Origin of the sequence: Sphingomonas sp. CFBP 13728, from assembly GCF_014841895.1 — a bacterium.
In the GTDB taxonomy this organism is placed as follows: Bacteria; Pseudomonadota; Alphaproteobacteria; order Sphingomonadales; family Sphingomonadaceae; genus Sphingomonas.
In genome coordinates this window covers 1,161,809-1,177,138 of the sequence record NZ_JACYUS010000001.1, presented here as the reverse complement: position 1 = coordinate 1,177,138, position 15,330 = coordinate 1,161,809, and the positions used below count along the sequence as shown (strand labels likewise).

At 62.5% G+C, this 15,330-nt stretch carries 25 protein-coding genes; 24 read left to right on the top strand and 1 reads right to left on the bottom strand.

Annotated elements, in window-relative coordinates:
* Positions 1–59 precede the first annotated feature (59 nt).
* From fusA to IFT67_RS05270, 3 genes are all read left to right on the top strand, one after another.
* Positions 60–2,156, top strand: coding sequence for an elongation factor G (gene fusA / locus IFT67_RS05280; protein ID WP_056047600.1), 2,097 nt, complete (start codon positions 60–62; stop codon positions 2,154–2,156).
* A gap of 213 nt (positions 2,157–2,369) precedes the next feature.
* Positions 2,370–3,563 (top strand): elongation factor Tu, encoded by a 1,194-nt coding sequence (gene tuf / locus IFT67_RS05275; RefSeq protein WP_031393767.1) that lies wholly within the window; start codon positions 2,370–2,372, stop codon positions 3,561–3,563.
* Positions 3,564–3,905: 342 nt separating this feature from the next.
* A complete protein-coding gene (locus IFT67_RS05270) occupies positions 3,906–4,205 on the top strand; it encodes a hypothetical protein (RefSeq protein WP_192145312.1) in 300 nt (99 codons plus the stop codon).
* 103 nt (positions 4,206–4,308) lie between these two features.
* Here IFT67_RS05270 and IFT67_RS05265 read toward each other — a convergent pair whose 3' ends face one another.
* Complete coding sequence (locus IFT67_RS05265; RefSeq protein WP_244647268.1) at positions 4,309–4,626, bottom strand: endonuclease domain-containing protein; 318 nt, start codon at positions 4,624–4,626, stop codon at positions 4,309–4,311.
* A 266-nt stretch (positions 4,627–4,892) separates the two neighbouring features.
* On the opposite strand from IFT67_RS05265, the gene rpsJ reads away from it, so the two are divergent.
* From rpsJ to rplO, 21 genes are all read left to right on the top strand, one after another.
* Complete coding sequence (gene rpsJ, locus IFT67_RS05260) at positions 4,893–5,201, top strand: 30S ribosomal protein S10 (protein WP_007406109.1); 309 nt, start codon at positions 4,893–4,895, stop codon at positions 5,199–5,201.
* A 287-nt stretch (positions 5,202–5,488) separates the two neighbouring features.
* Entirely contained in the window at positions 5,489–6,235 is a 747-nt protein-coding gene (gene rplC, locus IFT67_RS05255) for a 50S ribosomal protein L3 (protein WP_056060507.1), read from the top strand.
* 2 nt (positions 6,236–6,237) lie between these two features.
* Positions 6,238–6,864: a 50S ribosomal protein L4 gene (gene rplD, locus IFT67_RS05250; RefSeq protein WP_056047616.1), complete on the top strand. Its 627-nt coding sequence runs from the start codon at positions 6,238–6,240 to the stop codon at positions 6,862–6,864.
* The gene (locus IFT67_RS05245) at positions 6,857–7,171 is read left to right on the top strand and encodes a 50S ribosomal protein L23 (RefSeq protein ID WP_056047618.1); all 315 of its coding nucleotides are present in this window, start codon (positions 6,857–6,859) and stop codon (positions 7,169–7,171) included. Before rplD ends, IFT67_RS05245 begins: the two co-directional genes overlap by 8 nt.
* A 4-nt stretch (positions 7,172–7,175) precedes the next feature.
* The gene (gene rplB / locus IFT67_RS05240; RefSeq protein ID WP_055872649.1) at positions 7,176–8,015 is read left to right on the top strand and encodes a 50S ribosomal protein L2; all 840 of its coding nucleotides are present in this window, start codon (positions 7,176–7,178) and stop codon (positions 8,013–8,015) included.
* 1 nt (position 8,016) lies between these two features.
* Positions 8,017–8,292 carry a 30S ribosomal protein S19 gene (gene rpsS / locus IFT67_RS05235; RefSeq protein WP_031393761.1) on the top strand — a complete coding sequence of 92 codons (276 nt, stop codon included), beginning with the start codon at positions 8,017–8,019 and terminating at the stop codon, positions 8,290–8,292.
* On the top strand, positions 8,292–8,669 hold the full coding sequence (gene rplV, locus IFT67_RS05230) for a 50S ribosomal protein L22 (protein WP_056047621.1): 378 nt from the start codon (positions 8,292–8,294) through the stop codon (positions 8,667–8,669). Before rpsS ends, rplV begins: the two co-directional genes overlap by 1 nt.
* Complete coding sequence (gene rpsC, locus IFT67_RS05225; protein WP_055872646.1) at positions 8,669–9,376, top strand: 30S ribosomal protein S3; 708 nt, start codon at positions 8,669–8,671, stop codon at positions 9,374–9,376. The genes rplV and rpsC overlap by 1 nt, the downstream gene beginning before the upstream one ends.
* Positions 9,377–9,391: 15 nt before the next feature.
* A complete protein-coding gene (gene rplP, locus IFT67_RS05220) occupies positions 9,392–9,826 on the top strand; it encodes a 50S ribosomal protein L16 (RefSeq protein WP_031393758.1) in 435 nt (144 codons plus the stop codon).
* 4 nt (positions 9,827–9,830) lie between these two features.
* Positions 9,831–10,037, top strand: coding sequence for a 50S ribosomal protein L29 (gene rpmC / locus IFT67_RS05215; RefSeq protein ID WP_192145308.1), 207 nt, complete (start codon positions 9,831–9,833; stop codon positions 10,035–10,037).
* 10 nt (positions 10,038–10,047) lie between these two features.
* Positions 10,048–10,320 (top strand): 30S ribosomal protein S17, encoded by a 273-nt coding sequence (rpsQ, locus tag IFT67_RS05210; RefSeq protein ID WP_031393756.1) that lies wholly within the window; start codon positions 10,048–10,050, stop codon positions 10,318–10,320.
* A gap of 163 nt (positions 10,321–10,483) precedes the next feature.
* Complete coding sequence (rplN, locus tag IFT67_RS05205; protein WP_031393755.1) at positions 10,484–10,852, top strand: 50S ribosomal protein L14; 369 nt, start codon at positions 10,484–10,486, stop codon at positions 10,850–10,852.
* Positions 10,852–11,169, top strand: a complete 318-nt coding sequence (gene rplX / locus IFT67_RS05200) for a 50S ribosomal protein L24 (RefSeq protein WP_056047623.1) — start codon at positions 10,852–10,854, stop codon at positions 11,167–11,169. Before rplN ends, rplX begins: the two co-directional genes overlap by 1 nt.
* A gap of 49 nt (positions 11,170–11,218) precedes the next feature.
* Positions 11,219–11,782 (top strand): 50S ribosomal protein L5, encoded by a 564-nt coding sequence (gene rplE / locus IFT67_RS05195; protein WP_082441396.1) that lies wholly within the window; start codon positions 11,219–11,221, stop codon positions 11,780–11,782.
* Between the two features lie 128 nt (positions 11,783–11,910).
* The gene (rpsN, locus tag IFT67_RS05190; RefSeq protein ID WP_056015537.1) at positions 11,911–12,216 is read left to right on the top strand and encodes a 30S ribosomal protein S14; all 306 of its coding nucleotides are present in this window, start codon (positions 11,911–11,913) and stop codon (positions 12,214–12,216) included.
* A 10-nt stretch (positions 12,217–12,226) separates the two neighbouring features.
* Positions 12,227–12,622, top strand: coding sequence for a 30S ribosomal protein S8 (rpsH, locus tag IFT67_RS05185; protein WP_031393751.1), 396 nt, complete (start codon positions 12,227–12,229; stop codon positions 12,620–12,622).
* The gene (gene rplF, locus IFT67_RS05180; protein WP_056047628.1) at positions 12,622–13,155 is read left to right on the top strand and encodes a 50S ribosomal protein L6; all 534 of its coding nucleotides are present in this window, start codon (positions 12,622–12,624) and stop codon (positions 13,153–13,155) included. The genes rpsH and rplF overlap by 1 nt, the downstream gene beginning before the upstream one ends.
* Positions 13,155–13,511, top strand: a complete 357-nt coding sequence (gene rplR / locus IFT67_RS05175; RefSeq protein ID WP_031393749.1) for a 50S ribosomal protein L18 — start codon at positions 13,155–13,157, stop codon at positions 13,509–13,511. Before rplF ends, rplR begins: the two co-directional genes overlap by 1 nt.
* Before the next feature lie 3 nt (positions 13,512–13,514).
* Complete coding sequence (rpsE, locus tag IFT67_RS05170; RefSeq protein ID WP_060524133.1) at positions 13,515–14,309, top strand: 30S ribosomal protein S5; 795 nt, start codon at positions 13,515–13,517, stop codon at positions 14,307–14,309.
* 6 nt (positions 14,310–14,315) lie between these two features.
* Complete coding sequence (gene rpmD, locus IFT67_RS05165) at positions 14,316–14,492, top strand: 50S ribosomal protein L30 (protein WP_055872633.1); 177 nt, start codon at positions 14,316–14,318, stop codon at positions 14,490–14,492.
* A 108-nt stretch (positions 14,493–14,600) separates the two neighbouring features.
* Positions 14,601–15,143 (top strand): 50S ribosomal protein L15, encoded by a 543-nt coding sequence (rplO, locus tag IFT67_RS05160; RefSeq protein ID WP_192145306.1) that lies wholly within the window; start codon positions 14,601–14,603, stop codon positions 15,141–15,143.
* Positions 15,144–15,330 lie beyond the last annotated feature (187 nt).

The following is a 15,330-nucleotide window of genomic DNA, read 5'->3' as shown; positions in this document are numbered from 1 at the left end:
CACCTATATATTGGGGAGCCGGCACGTTCGGCTCCCCATATCCTTAAGGAAGCACGATCATGGCCCGCAGCCATCCGCTCGACCGTTACCGCAACATCGGCATCATGGCGCACATCGACGCCGGTAAGACGACGACGACCGAGCGCATCCTCTATTACACCGGCAAGTCCTACAAGATCGGCGAAGTGCACGAAGGCACCGCGACGATGGATTGGATGGAGCAGGAGCAGGAGCGCGGGATCACGATCACGTCGGCTGCGACCACCTGCAAGTGGCGCGCCGAAGAAGGTAAGGGCGAAGAGCACCTTATCAACATCATCGATACGCCTGGCCACGTCGACTTCACGATCGAAGTCGAGCGTTCGCTCCGCGTGCTCGATGGCGCGGTCGCATGCTTCGACGGCGTTGCCGGCGTCGAGCCGCAGTCCGAGACCGTGTGGCGTCAGGCCGACAAGTACGGCGTGCCGCGCATGTGCTTCGTCAACAAGCTCGATCGCACCGGCGCCGATTTCTACTTCTGCGTGAACTCGATCATCGATCGTCTCGGTGCACGTCCAGCTGTGCTGTATCTTCCGATCGGCATGGAAGGTGGCTTCAAGGGCCTCGTCGATCTCGTCGAGAACCGTGCGATCATCTGGCTCGAAGAGAGCCTGGGTGCGAAGTTCGAATATGCCGAAATCCCTGAGGATTTGGTCGAGAAGGCCGCGAAGTATCGCAGCGAGCTGATCGAGATGGCCGTCGAGCAGGACGATGCCCTCATGGAGGCGTATCTCGAAGGCAACGAGCCGAGCGTCGCCGACCTTAAGAAGCTGATCCGCAAGGGTACGCTGAGCATGGCGTTCGTCCCCGTCGTTTGCGGTTCGGCGTTCAAGAACAAGGGCGTTCAGCCCCTGCTCGACGCTGTCGTCGACTATCTGCCTTCGCCGCTCGACGTTCCCGCGATCCAGGGTCTGAAGCTCGACGGCGTGACGCCGGACGAGCGTCCTTCGTCGGACGACGTTCCGTTTTCGGCGCTGGCGTTCAAGATCATGAACGATCCGTTCGTCGGCACGCTGACCTTCGCCCGCATCTACTCGGGCAAGCTGGAGACCGCATCGCAGGTCACCAACTCGGTCAAGGACAAGAAGGAAAAGGTCGGTCGCATGCTGCTTATGCATGCGAACAGCCGTGAGGACATCCAGGAGGCTTTCGCCGGCGACATCGTCGCTCTCGCGGGTCTCAAGGATACCACGACCGGTGACACGCTCTGCGCGATGAACGCACCGATCATTCTCGAGCGGATGGAATTCCCCGAGCCCGTGATCGAGCTTTCGGTGGAGCCGAAGACCAAGGCCGACCAGGAGAAGATGGGCGTCGCGCTCAATCGTCTCGCACGCGAGGATCCTTCGTTCCGCGTGTCGTCGGACCCCGAGTCGGGCCAGACCATCATCAAGGGCATGGGCGAGCTCCATCTCGAGATCCTGGTCGATCGCATGAAGCGTGAGTTCAAGGTCGAGGCGAATGTCGGCGCTCCTCAGGTCGCGTATCGCGAGTATCTGAAGAAGCCGGTCGACGTCGACTACACGCACAAGAAGCAGTCGGGTGGTACCGGCCAGTTCGGTCGCGTGAAGGTCAAGGTCACGCCAGGCGAGCGCGGTTCGGGCATCACGTTCAAGGACGAGATCAAGGGCGGCAACATTCCGAAGGAATACCTGCCTGCGATCGAGAAGGGCTTCCGCGAAACCGCTGCTTCGGGTTCGCTGGTCGGCTTCCCGATCATCGATTTCGAGATCGTGCTGTATGACGGCGCGTATCACGACGTCGACTCGTCGGCTCTGGCGTTCGAAATCTGTGCACGTGGCGCGATGCGTGAAGTCGCACAGAAGTCGGGCATCACGCTGCTTGAGCCGGTCATGAAGGTCGAGGTCGTCACCCCGGAGGATTACCTGGGCGACGTCATCGGCGACATGAACAGCCGTCGTGGCCAGATCCAGGGCACCGACAGCCGCGGCAACGCGCAGACGGTCGAGGCGATGGTCCCGCTGGCCAACATGTTCGGCTACGTGAACTCGCTCCGCTCGTTCACGCAGGGTCGCGCGCAGTACTCGATGCAGTTCTCGCACTATGACGAAGTGCCGCAGAACGTTGCTGACGAGGTGAAGGCTAAGCTGGCGTAAGCCCGAGGCGCGCTGAGCCAGGTTTTCCTGGCTCGGAGATGCCGAACGGCCGGCCGGCTTCGGTCAGCGACCGAAGTTCGACGACGCGGAATTTACTTCCGCGTCGGCCTCTCCCCAAGCAGGGGCTGGCGCAACGCTTTAACAGCCGCTATTGGGCCGCGTTCGCGCGGTTCCCGGGGTGGCACCGGAATACGAATCAGAAGGTAGGAAACAATGGCCAAGGCAAAATTTGAGCGGAACAAGCCGCATCTCAACATCGGCACCATCGGTCACGTCGATCATGGCAAGACGTCGCTCACCGCTGCGATCACGAAGGTTCTGGCAGAGACGACCGGCGGTACCGCTGTCGACTTCGCCAACATCGACAAGGCTCCCGAGGAGCGCGAGCGCGGCATCACGATCTCGACCGCACACGTCGAGTACGAGACGGCCAACCGTCACTACGCGCACGTCGATTGCCCGGGCCACGCCGATTATGTGAAGAACATGATCACCGGTGCAGCCCAGATGGACGGCGCGATCCTCGTCGTTTCGGCGACCGATGGCCCGATGCCACAGACCCGTGAGCACATCCTGCTCGCACGCCAGGTTGGCGTGCCTGCCATGGTCGTGTTCATGAACAAGGTCGATCTGGTCGACGACGAGGAAATCCTCGAGCTGGTCGAGATGGAAATCCGCGAGCTGCTCAGCTCGTACGACTTCCCGGGCGACGACATCCCCGTCATCAAGGGTTCGGCTACCTGCGCACTGTCGGGTTCGAACCAGAAGCTCGGCGCCGATGCCGTCACCGAGCTGATGCAGGCTGTCGACGACTACATCCCGCAGCCAGAGCGTCCGCTCGACAAGCCGTTCATGATGCCGATCGAGGACGTGTTCTCGATCTCGGGTCGTGGTACGGTCGTCACCGGCCGCGTCGAGACCGGCATCGTCAAGGTTGGCGAGGAAGTCGAGATCGTCGGCATTCACCCGACCGTCCGCAAGACCACGGTCACGGGCGTCGAGATGTTCCGCAAGCTGCTCGACCAGGGCCAGGCTGGCGATAACGTCGGCGCGCTGATCCGCGGCGTTGCACGTGACGAAGTCGAGCGTGGCCAGGTGCTCTGCAAGCCAGGCACGATCAAGCCGCACACCGACTTCAACTCGGAAGTGTACGTGCTGTCGAAGGAAGAGGGTGGCCGTCACACGCCGTTCTTCGCCAACTACCGCCCGCAGTTCTACTTCCGTACGACGGACGTGACCGGCACCGTCGAGCTGCCTGAGGGCACCGAGATGGTCATGCCAGGCGACAACGTGTCGCTCGGCATCAAGCTGATCGCACCGATCGCCATGGACGTGGGCCAGCGCTTCACGATCCGCGAAGGCGGCCGTACCGTCGGTGCAGGCGTCGTCAGCCAGATCGACAAGTAAGCATCGCCTCCTTCGGGAGTTGATCGAAAAGAGCCCGGCTTCTCGCGAGAGAGGCCGGGCTTTTTCGTGTTTGGGGAAGGAGGGTGAAAGTTAGTTCGGCAAGCTTGTCGAGGTGGTCCGCTTGCGCCCACAACCAGACATTAAGCTTCCCGTTACGGGAGGTGAAACAAACGGGGGCGTCGAGTGGACCTTTTAGGAAAAACCACTGCGCTAGCGGCCATCATTGCGCTATCGCCGGGCTGCTCGCCCAAATGGCCCTCCGAGCGTTTTCCCCCTGAACTGGAGGTAAAGCGGACACTGTTCGTGGGCGGTCAGCGAGGGCTTCAAGAAACCTGCGAGGCCATGATCGTCGAGATTACGGACAGGTCTGCTAGTCGCACGTTCCGACTGAGAACGTCTAAGAATGGGATCAAGGCAGTGCTGCCCGCTGACTGGAAGAGTACACCTATAGCTGCCGGTGAAGAGCCAGCGTTCTACGAGGGCGCGTTCGGCGGCTGCAACAATAGCGGCGGCGTACCGCTTGGAGATCTACCGGGTTGGCTGAAGCGCCCCGGCGCCTTCTACAAGGTTATCAACGGCGGCGAAGGCGTTGCGATCATCGTCCCACGAAGCAAGTTGGCTGGCTTTTATTACGTTGGCTGACGAGGAAGGGGTAACGTCCGCTTCCTCTCTTCAACTCATCCATCCAGCTTTTGGCTCAATCCTCCCCCGCTAGGGGGAGGAGGCGTGGAGGGGGAGGGGGCGATTAGCTCTCGATGATGGTTCGGCGTCGGAGTGCGATGGACATGATCTGGCGAACGACGTCGTCGAGGTTCGCTAGCATTTCGCGGACTGGGTAGTGGCGAGCGTGGATATTTTGGGCGACTAGCCAGGCGTCGCGGATTGCGTCTCGTTCAGGGCGGTTGCCGTGGTTGTGGGCTTCGCCGTCTACTTCGACTGCGAGTCGTGCCGGGGCGCAGTAGAAGTCTAGGACGTAGGGGCCTGCTGCATGCTGCTTTCGGAAACGTAGGCCTTCTTCGTTAGCTCTCAGCGCCAGCCAGAGCGCTATCTCTGGCGGAGTCATCTGCTTTCGCAGGCGCTTGGCGTTGGTGTGACCTTGTAGGGATCCTTCGAGCCGCATCGCTTGCCTCCCCCTCCGTCACGCTTCGCGTGCCACCTCCCCCTGGCGGGGGAGGATCGATGGGTAGCATGTGTCGGGCGAGTTGAGCCGGAAAACCCTCAACCCCCAGTTGCATTTCGCCCGACTCTCCCGTAATGGCCCGCCTTCGGTTTAAACATCAACCAGCAAGAGCCCGGAAACGGGCCCGCTCTTTCGCATCGGTAGGGACTATGGACAGCAATATCCGCATTCGTCTGAAGGCGTTCGATCACCGTGTGCTCGATCAGGCCACTGGCGACATCGCCGACACCGCACGCCGCACCGGCGCGCTCATCCGCGGTCCGATTCCCCTTCCGACGCGCATCGAAAAGTTCACCGTGAACCGCGGCCCGCACATCGACAAGAAGTCGCGCGAGCAGTTCGAGGTGCGCACGTACAAGCGTATGCTGGATATCGTCCAGCCGACGCCGCAGACGGTCGATGCGCTGATGAAGCTGGACCTCGCAGCAGGGGTGGACGTAGAGATCAAGCTGGCCTAAGGGCTGGCGCGGCGCGGTCGACCAGCAATGGTCCCGCGCCGCTCTACATTGGGATACCGCCGTCGGTGAAAACCGACGGGGCAGCGTCCCCCGTCGCGCTTCCGCACTCGCGGAAGCACCAGCCCGGGACGGGGGCACGTTTCGTATTACCGGGTTGAACCGACTCCATTCAGGGCTTTTGCCGGGGATGGGGTCAGGTGGACGCATCATGGAGCTCGCTCCGGACATGGTCTGCAAGCCCCCGAGGAATAGTCCGACGGGGCCTCTGTCTAGGAAGGGACAAGATCATGCGTACTGGCGTGATCGCGAAGAAGATGGGGATGACCCGCCTGTTCCAGGAAGATGGTCGGCACGTGCCGGTCACCGTTCTGGCACTCGAAGGCAATCAGGTCGTTTCCGTTCGCGAAATGGATCGTGACGGCTACACTGCCGTCCAGCTTGGTGCAGGTGTCGCCAAGTCGAAGAATGTCGCAAAGCCGCAGCGCGGCCATTTCGGCAAGGCCGAAGTGGAGCCCAAGGCTGTCGTCCATGAGTTCCGTGTGAACGCAGACGGCCTGCTCGACGTCGGCGCCGAGATCTCGGCCGACCACTACGTCGCAGGCCAGATCGTCGATATCCAGGGCAAGACCCAGGGTAAGGGCTTCCAGGGCGGCATGAAGCGTTGGGGCTTCGGCGGTCTGCGGGCAACCCACGGCGTGTCGGTCTCGCACCGTTCGCTCGGTTCGACCGGTCAGCGCCAGGATCCGGGCAAGGTCTTCAAGAACAAGAAGATGGCCGGCCACATGGGCGACAAGTATCGCACCCAGCAGAACCTCGAGATCGTATCGACGGACGTCGAGCGTGGTCTCCTGTTCGTCAAGGGTTCGGTTCCTGGCTCCAAGGGCGGCTGGCTCTTCGTCAAGGACTCGGTGAAGGTCGCGCGCCACGCCGACGCACCGTTCCCCGCCGGTCTCAAGACGGCAAACAGCAACACCGCAGCAGACACGCCGGCCGAAACGACCGACGCACCTGCAGCCGACGGCCAGGAGGGCTGAGCGTGAAGATCAAGGTTTCATCTTTCGCCGGCACTGACGCAGCGGACATCGAGCTCAACGACGAGGTCTTCGGCCTCGATCCGCGCGCCGACATCCTGCACCGTGTCGTCACCTGGCAGCTCGAGAAGCGTCGCGAGACGGCTCGTGGCACCCGTGAGCGCGCAGACGTCGCACGCACCGGCAAGAAGTTCGGTCGCCAGAAGGGCGGCGGTACGGCTCGTCACGGCGATCGTCGCGCACCTGTGTTCATCGGTGGTGGTAAGGCACACGGCGCACGCGTCCGTGACTTCAACCCGTCGCTGAACAAGAAGGTTCGTTCGCTCGGCCTGCGGATGGCTCTCAGCAGCCACGCCAAGGCGGGTTCGCTGGTCATCATGGACAGCTTGGCTGTCGAGGGTGGCAAGACCAAGACGCTGCAAGGCGATCTCGCAAAGCTCGGCTTCGGCAAGCGTGCGCTCGTCATCGACGGCGACATGGTCGACACCAGCTTCGCATTCGCTGCGGGCAACCTGTACGAAGTGAACGTGATGCCGGCAGCCGGCGCGAACGTTTACGACATCCTGAAGCATGACACGCTGGTGCTGACGCGCGCCGCTGTCGAAAAGCTGGAGGCGCGCTTCCATGGCTAAGAAGCAGAAGGCGGGCATCGATAATCGTCATTACGACGTTATCCTCGCCCCGCACATCACCGAGAAGACGACGACCCTGTCGGAGTTCAACGCGGTTGTGTTCAAGGTATCGAACGATGCCACGAAGCCCGAGATCAAGGCGGCCGTTGAGGCGCTGTTCGACGTGAACGTCGTCGGCGTGAACACGCTCGTCCAGAAGGGCAAGACCAAGAAGTGGAAGGGCACGAACTACTCGCGCTCCGACATGAAAAAGGCAATCGTGACGTTGAAGGACGGTCAGTCCATCGACGTGACGACGGGGATCTGAGGCCATGGCACTCAAGCATTATAATCCGACATCGCCGGCACGCCGCGGTCTCATCCTGGTCGACAAGTCGTCGCTCTGGAAGGGTCGCCCCGTCAAGGCGCTGACCGAAGGTAAGCACAAGACCGGCGGTCGCAACAACAAAGGCCATGTGACCTCGCGCGGCATCGCCGGCGGTCACAAGCAGAAGTACCGCTACATCGACTTCAAGCGTCGCAAGTGGGACGTCGAAGGCACCGTCGAGCGGATCGAGTATGATCCCAACCGCACCGCGTTCATCGCCCTGGTCAAGTACCCGGACGAGGAACTCGCCTACATCCTGGCGCCACAGCGTCTGGCCGTCGGCGACAAGGTCCTCGCGGCCAAGAAGACCGACGTGAAGCCAGGCAATGCCATGGAACTCGGTCAGATGCCGGTCGGCACCATCGTCCACAACGTGGAGATGAAGCCGATGAAGGGTGGCCAGATCGCCCGTTCGGCCGGCACGTACGTGCAGGTCGTCGGTCGCGACAAGGGCATGGTGATGGTCCGCCTGAACTCGGGCGAGCAGCGCTACATCCGCAGCGATTGCATGGCGACGGTTGGCGCGGTCTCGAACCCCGACAACCAGAACCAGAACCTGGGCAAGGCAGGCCGTTCGCGCTGGATGGGTATCCGTCCTCTGACGCGCGGCGTCGCCAAGAACCCGGTCGACCATCCGCACGGCGGTGGTGAAGGCCGTACCTCGGGTGGCCGTCATCCGGTTACGCCTTGGGGCAAGCCGACGAAGGGTGCGCGCACGCGTCATAACAAGTCGACCGACAAGATGATCATCCGGTCGCGTCATTCGACGAAGAGGAAGGGCTAACATGGCTCGTTCAGTCTGGAAGGGCCCTTTCGTGGACCTTCATCTGCTCAAGAAGGCAGAAACCGCCCAGGATACCAACGCGCGTTCGCCGATCAAGACCTGGTCACGTCGCTCGACGATCCTGCCGTCGTTCGTGGGTCTCACGTTCAACGTCTATAACGGCCGCAAGTTCGTGCCCGTCTCGGTCAACGAAGACATGGTCGGCATGAAGCTCGGTGAGTTCGCGCCCACGCGCTACTTCCCCGGCCACTCCGCCGACAAGAAGGGCAAGCGCTGATGTCTAAGCAAGTCAGCCCGCGCAAGGTCGCGGACAACGAGGCGCTTTCGGTCGGTACGCAGATCCGTGGTTCCGCGCAGAAGCTCGGCCTCGTGGCTGCGCTGATCCGTGGCAAGAAGGTCGGCGATGCGATGAACATCCTCGCCTTCTCGACCAAGGGCATGGCGATCGAAGCGCGCAAGGTGCTGGCCTCGGCCATCGCCAACGCCGAGAACAACCATAACCTCGACGTCGACGCACTCGTCGTCGCCGAGGCTTCGGTCGGCAAGTCGATCACGATGAAGCGCTTCGCTACCCGCGGCCGCGGCAAGTCGACCCGCATTCTCAAGCCATTCAGCCGTCTGCGCATCGTCGTGCGCGAGCAGGAAGAAGCATAATGGGTCAGAAGAGCAACCCCATCGGTCTGCGTCTGCAGATCAACCGTACCTGGGATAGCCGCTGGTACGCCGAAGGCGCCGACTATGGTCGGCTCCTGCTCGAGGATCTCAAGATCCGCGCATTCATCATGAAGACGCTGCCGCAGGCCGCGATCTCCAAGGTGGTCATCGAGCGTCCGGCCAAGCTGGCCCGCATCTCCATCTTCGCTGCACGCCCCGGCGTGATCATCGGCAAGAAGGGTGCGGACATCGAGAAGCTGCGTTCGACGATCGGCAAGATGACGTCGTCGACCGTGTCGCTGAACATCGTCGAGATCCGCAAGCCGGAAGTCGATGCGCGCCTCGTCGCGCAGGGCATCGCCGATCAGCTCGAGCGTCGTATCGCCTTCCGTCGCGCTATGAAGCGTGCGGTCCAGTCGGCGATGCGTCTCGGTGCCGAGGGCATCCGGGTGAACTGCGGTGGCCGTCTTGGCGGCGCCGAGATCGCACGGTCGGAGAGCTATCGTGAGGGTCGGGTTCCGTTGCACACGCTGCGCGCGAACATCGATTATGCCGAGGCTACGGCGCACACGTCCTACGGCGTTTGCGGCGTGAAGGTCTGGGTCTTCAAGGGCGAGATTCTCGGCAACGATCCGACGTCGTACGACCGCATCATGATGGAGGCTCAGACCTCCGGCGTGCGGCCGCAGCGCGACGATCGTCGCTAAGGGGCAGGAACAGACATGCTGCAACCAAAAAAGACCAAGTTCCGGAAGGCCTTCAAGGGCAAGATTTCGGGCGACGCCAAGAGTGGCTTCTCGCTCAATTTCGGCTCCTACGGCCTCAAGGCGATGGAACCCGACCGGATTACCGCACGCCAGATCGAGGCGGCCCGCCGCGCGATTACGCGTCACATGAAGCGCCAGGGGCGTTTGTGGATCCGCATTTTCCCAGACCTTCCGGTCTCGGGAAAGCCAGCCGAAGTCCGCATGGGTAAGGGCAAGGGCGCGCCGGAATACTGGGCCGCTCGCGTCAAGCCGGGTCGGATCCTGTTCGAGCTCGATGGCGTCGACGGCAAGATCGCCGCCGAGGCGTTCGAGCGGGCGGCCATGAAGCTGCCGATCAAGGTAAAGGTCGTTGCCCGCCTGGGCGACACCTCGCATCTGGGAGGCGAGTAAGATCATGGCTCGTATCGACGACATGAAGACCAAGAGCGACGACCAGTTGTCGGAGTCGCTTGGCGAACTGAAGCGCGAGCAGTTCAACCTGCGCTTCCAGGCCGCCACGAACCAGCTCGAAAAGCCGAGCCGCGTTCGTGAGGTCCGCCGCGACATCGCTCGCATCAAGACCCTGCAGGCTCAGCGCACCAGCGCTGATGCCGCGAAGTAAGGAACGTATCATGCCGAAGCGCGTGCTGACCGGTCTGGTCGTGTCCGACAAGGGCGACAAGACGGTGGTCGTGAACGTCGAGCGTAAGGTGAAGCACCCGCTCTACGGGAAGATCATCCGTCGCTCGAAGAAGTATCATGCTCATGACGAGAGCAACGAGTTCAAGCAGGGCGAGACCGTGCGGATCGAAGAGACCGCACCGATCTCCAAGCTGAAGACCTGGAAGGTGATCGAGCGGGTCAACACCCACGCGACGCCGGAGCGGGCTTCGGCCGAGGGCTGAATCAAACACGAGGGCAGGGGGGCAACTCCCTGCGCTCTTGTTTTCGTAAACGGGAACGGCTAAGCGGCCGCTCCTCCCCGCTGCGGTTCGTCCGTGGCGGGGTGATTTTTTAGGCGGGGTTCGGTCGGTATCGACCCCAGAGACAGAGAAGGGATACGGATCCATGATCCAGATGCAGTCCAATCTCGACGTCGCTGACAACAGCGGCGCGAAGCGGGTGCAGTGCATCAAGGTGCTTGGGGGTTCCAAGCGTCGTGTTGCAGGCGTTGGCGACATCATCGTCGTCAGCATCAAGGAAGCGCAGCCACGTGGCCGTGTGAAGAAGGGCGACGTTCACCGCGCGGTGATCGTGCGTACCGCCAAGGATATCCGCCGTGCAGACGGTACGGTCATCCGCTTCGACGGCAATGCCGCGGTGCTGGTCAACAAGAACGAGGAGCCGATCGGCACTCGTATCTTCGGCCCAGTCGTTCGCGAGCTGCGCGGCAAGAAGCACATGAAGATCATCAGCCTCGCGCCGGAGGTGCTGTAATGGCGTCGCAGCGTATCAAGAAGGGTGACAAGGTCATCGTCCTGTCCGGCAAGGACAAGGGCAAGACCGGTGAAGTCACCGTCTCCATGCCGAAGACCGACAAGGTCGTCGTATCGGGCGTCAACATCGCCGTGCGCCACACCAAGCCGACTCAGGGTGACCCGCAGGGTGGCCTGATCCGCAAGGAAGCACCGATGCACGTTTCGAAGGTCGCGCACGTGACCGCCGACGGCAAGCCGACCCGCGTCCGCTTCGAGGAGCAGGACGGCAAGAAGGTCCGCGTCGCCGTCAAGACCGGGGAGAAGATCAATGGTTGATCAGAACACTGGCGAGCAGGCCGGCACCGAGGCCGTCTATGTTGCGCGCATGCGCAAGCTGTACGACGAGACGATCATCAAGGCGATGACCGAGAAGTTCGGTTACAAGAACGTCATGGAGATCCCGCGGCTCGACAAGATCGTGCTGAACATGGGCGTCGGCGAAGCCACGCAGGACAAGAAGAAGGTCGACCAGGCCGCTTCCGAAATGGAGCTGATCGCCGGCCAGAAGCCTGTCGTGACGAAGGCCAAGAAGTCGATCGCGCAGTTCAAGCTGCGTGAGGGCATGCCGATCGGCGTGAAGGTCACCCTTCGCCGCGAGCGCATGTACGAGTTTCTTGACCGTTTCATCACGATCGCTCTTCCCCGCGTCCGCGATTTCCGCGGCCTCAACCCGAAGAGCTTCGATGGCCGTGGCAACTATGCCTGCGGTATCAAGGAGCAGATCGTGTTCCCAGAAATCAGCTATGACCGGGTCGACAAGGTCCGCGGCATGGATGTGATCGTAACGACGACCGCAAAGACCGACGACGAGGCTCGCGAGCTTTTGCGTCTGTTCGGTTTCCCGTTCCCGATCGAAGACGACGCTGCCGACGAGAAGAAGGCAGCTTAATCTAAGTCCCCCTTCCGCTTGCGGGAGGGGTCAGGGGAGGGGCCTCGCGCCTAATAGGCGTTGGTCCTTCCCTCCCCCAACCCCTCCCGCAAGCGGGAGGGGAGCTAGCAAAGAAAGAACTTAAGTCGATGGCGAAACTGAGTTCAGTCAACAAGAACGAGCGCCGCAAGCGCATGGTCAAGCAGTATGCCCCGAAGTACGCGGCACTGAAGGCGATCGCAGCGGACAAGACGCTCGACGATGGTGAGCGTCTGATCGCTCGCCTCAAGATGGCGGCACTGCCGCGCAACGCGAACCCGACCCGCATCCGTAACCGGTGCGAGCTGACCGGTCGCCCGCGCGCCTATTACCGCAAGTTCCGGCTCTGCCGTATTCAGCTGCGCGATCTGGCCAACAAGGGCCTCATCCCCGGCGTCACGAAGTCGAGCTGGTAAGGACTAAATCATGGCAGTGACCGATCCCCTGGGTGATTTGCTCACCCGTATCCGTAATGGCCAGCGCGCGAAGAAGGACTCTGTCCTCACGCCGGCGTCGAAGCTGCGCGTCCGCGTGCTCGACGTTCTGCAGCGCGAGGGCTATATCCGTGGCTACAGCGAAGAGCAGATGGGCCCCGCGGCCGGCCTTCGCATCGAGCTGAAGTATTTCGAGGGCCAGCCTGCGATCAAGCATGTCGCGCGCGTCTCGAAGCCCGGCCGTCGCGTCTATTCCGGCTCGCAGGAACTCCCGCGCGTCCGTAACGGCCTCGGCATCACCATCGTCTCGACGCCCCGCGGCGTGCTGTCGGATTCCGAAGCGCGTGAGCAGAACGTCGGCGGCGAAGTCCTCGCGGAGGTGTTCTGATGAGCCGCATTGGTAAGAAGCCGGTCACCGTACCGGCGGGCATCACGCCGACCATCGAGAACAAGCAGCTGACGATGAAGGGCCCCAAGGGTACCCTCAAGATGCCGCTTCGCGACGAGATCAGCTACACGATCGAAGACGGCGGCATTTCGGTGCAGCCGGCCAACGACACCAAGCGCGCGCGCGCGTTCTGGGGCATGCAGCGGACCATGGTGCAGAACCTGGTCACCGGCGTGTCGGAAGGCTTCACCAAGAAGCTGCTGATCACCGGCGTCGGCTATCGTGCCGCAGCGCAGGGTCGCAACCTCAAGCTGCAGCTCGGCTACAGCCACGACGTCAACATCGACGTGCCGGAGGGGATCGAAGTCAAGACCCCCGACAACACGACGATCGAGATCTCGGGTTCGGACAAGCAGATGGTCGGTCAGCTGGCCGCGGAAATTCGTCAGTGGCGCAAGCCCGAGCCTTACAAGGGCAAGGGTATCAAGTACGACGGCGAGTTCATCTTCCGCAAGGAAGGGAAGAAGAAGTAATGACCAAGGGACTTTCTCTTTTCGCCAAGCGGCGTCGCCGCAACCGTACCGCGCTCCGCGCACGTGCAGGCACCCGTCCGCGGTTGTCGGTGCATCGCTCGGGCAAGCACATCTATGCCCAGGTGATCGACGATGCCGCCGGCACGACGGTCGCATCGGCCTCGACGCTGGAGAAGGACGTGCGCGGCACGTCCGGCGCCAACATCGACGCGGCGACTTCGGTCGGCAAGCGCGTCGCCGAGGCTGCCAAGGCAGCGGGCGTGACCCAGGTCGTGTTCGATCGCGGCGGCTTCCTCTACCACGGTCGCGTGAAGGCTCTTGCCGATGCCGCGCGCGAAGCCGGATTGGAGTTCTAAGACATGGCTGACGAAAACAACACGCCGGCAGTAATCGCTCCCGAGACGACCGCACAGGACGTCACGGCTCAGAACGTTCCGCAGAGCACTGGCTACCAGGGCAACAACGGTGGCGGTCGCGGTCGCGGCGGTCCCGGTGGCGGCGGCGGCGGTGGTCGTGGTGGCCCCGGTGGCAACCGCAGCGGTGGCCCAGGCGGCAACCGCGGTGGTCGCGACGGCGGTCGCGGTCGCGACAATCGTGGCGGTCGTCCCGGTGCGGACGATGGCGGCGAAGAGCTGATCGAGAAGCTGGTCCACATCAACCGCGTCTCGAAGACGGTCAAGGGCGGTAAGCGCTTCGGCTTCGCAGCACTCGTCGTCGTCGGCGACGGCAAGGGTCGTGCAGGCTTCGGTCATGGCAAGGCACGCGAAGTGCCGGAAGCCATCTCGAAGGCGACGGCTGCTGCCAAGAAGAAGATGGTTCGCGTTCCGTTGAAGGACGGTCGCACGCTGCATCATGACGGCAACGGTCACTTCGGTGCCGGCAAGGTCACGCTGCGGTCGGCGCCCCAGGGTACGGGCATCATCGCCGGTGGCCCGATGCGCGCAGTCTTCGAATCGCTGGGCGTTGCGGACGTTGTGACCAAGTCGGTCGGCACGTCGAACCCCTACAACATGATCCGCGCCACGTTCGAGGCCCTTGGTGAGCAGACCTCGCCCAAGGCCGTCGCACAGCGTCGCGGCAAGAAGATCGCCGACCTGCTCGGCCATGGTGGTTCGAAGACCGCCGAGGCCGATGCAGCTGCGATCACGGAGTAAGCGATCATGGCAACCATCAAGATCACGCAGACCGGTTCGCCGATCCGCCGCGAGAAGGATCAGCGCGCAACGCTGATCGGTCTCGGTCTCAACAAGATGCACAAGACCCGCGAGCTGGAAGACAGCCCAGAGGTCCGCGGCATGATCCGCAAGGTGCAGCACATGGTATCCGTCGAAGGCTGAGCCTTCACGCTACCTAGTGACAAATACGGGGAAGGGGGCTAACGGCCCCCTTTCTTATTACAGATTCTATCCAACCAGCGCGTAACAAGCGAAAGCGAGTGCATTATCATGAAGCTCAACGAACTCCGCGATAACGAAGGTGCCCGTAAGTCCAAGATGCGCGTCGGACGCGGCATCGGCTCGGGCAAGGGCAAGACCGCAGGCCGCGGCCAGAAGGGCCAGAAGAGCCGCGAGGGCGTCTCCATCGCCGGCTTCGAAGGCGGCCAGATGCCACTGCACATGCGTCTGCCTAAGCGCGGCTTCAACAACATCTTCCGCAAGGACTTCGCAGAGGTCAACCTCGGCGCGATCCAGCTCGCGGTCGACGCCGGCAAGATCGAGGCCAACGCCACGCTCGACCATGATGCGCTGAAGGTCGCTGGCCTGGCACGCGGCGGCAAGGACGGCGTCCGCCTCCTCGCCAAGGGCGAGCTGACCACGGTCCTCTCGTTCACCGTCGACGGCGCGTCGAAGGGCGCGATCGAAGCGGTCGAGAAGATCGGCGGCAAGGTCGAGGTGATCCACTTCGTCCCCGCAGCCGAAAAGGCTGCCGCCAAGAAGGGCGTGAAGTACAAGGAGCGTGCGGCGCACAAGGCGTCGTTCAAGGCTTAAGCCGGACTGAAGGGGGCGGGTGCTTATGCGCCCGCCCCCTTTTTATTTACCTGACTTGGCGTCTTCCCGTCGCCCACTTCTGACCTGCCGCCGTTCAGCGATTTCCCTTCCTCCGTTCGCCCTGAGCGAAGTCGAAGGGTACGTCACTTGGGGCGATGTCCTTCGACTTCGCTCAGGACGAACGGGG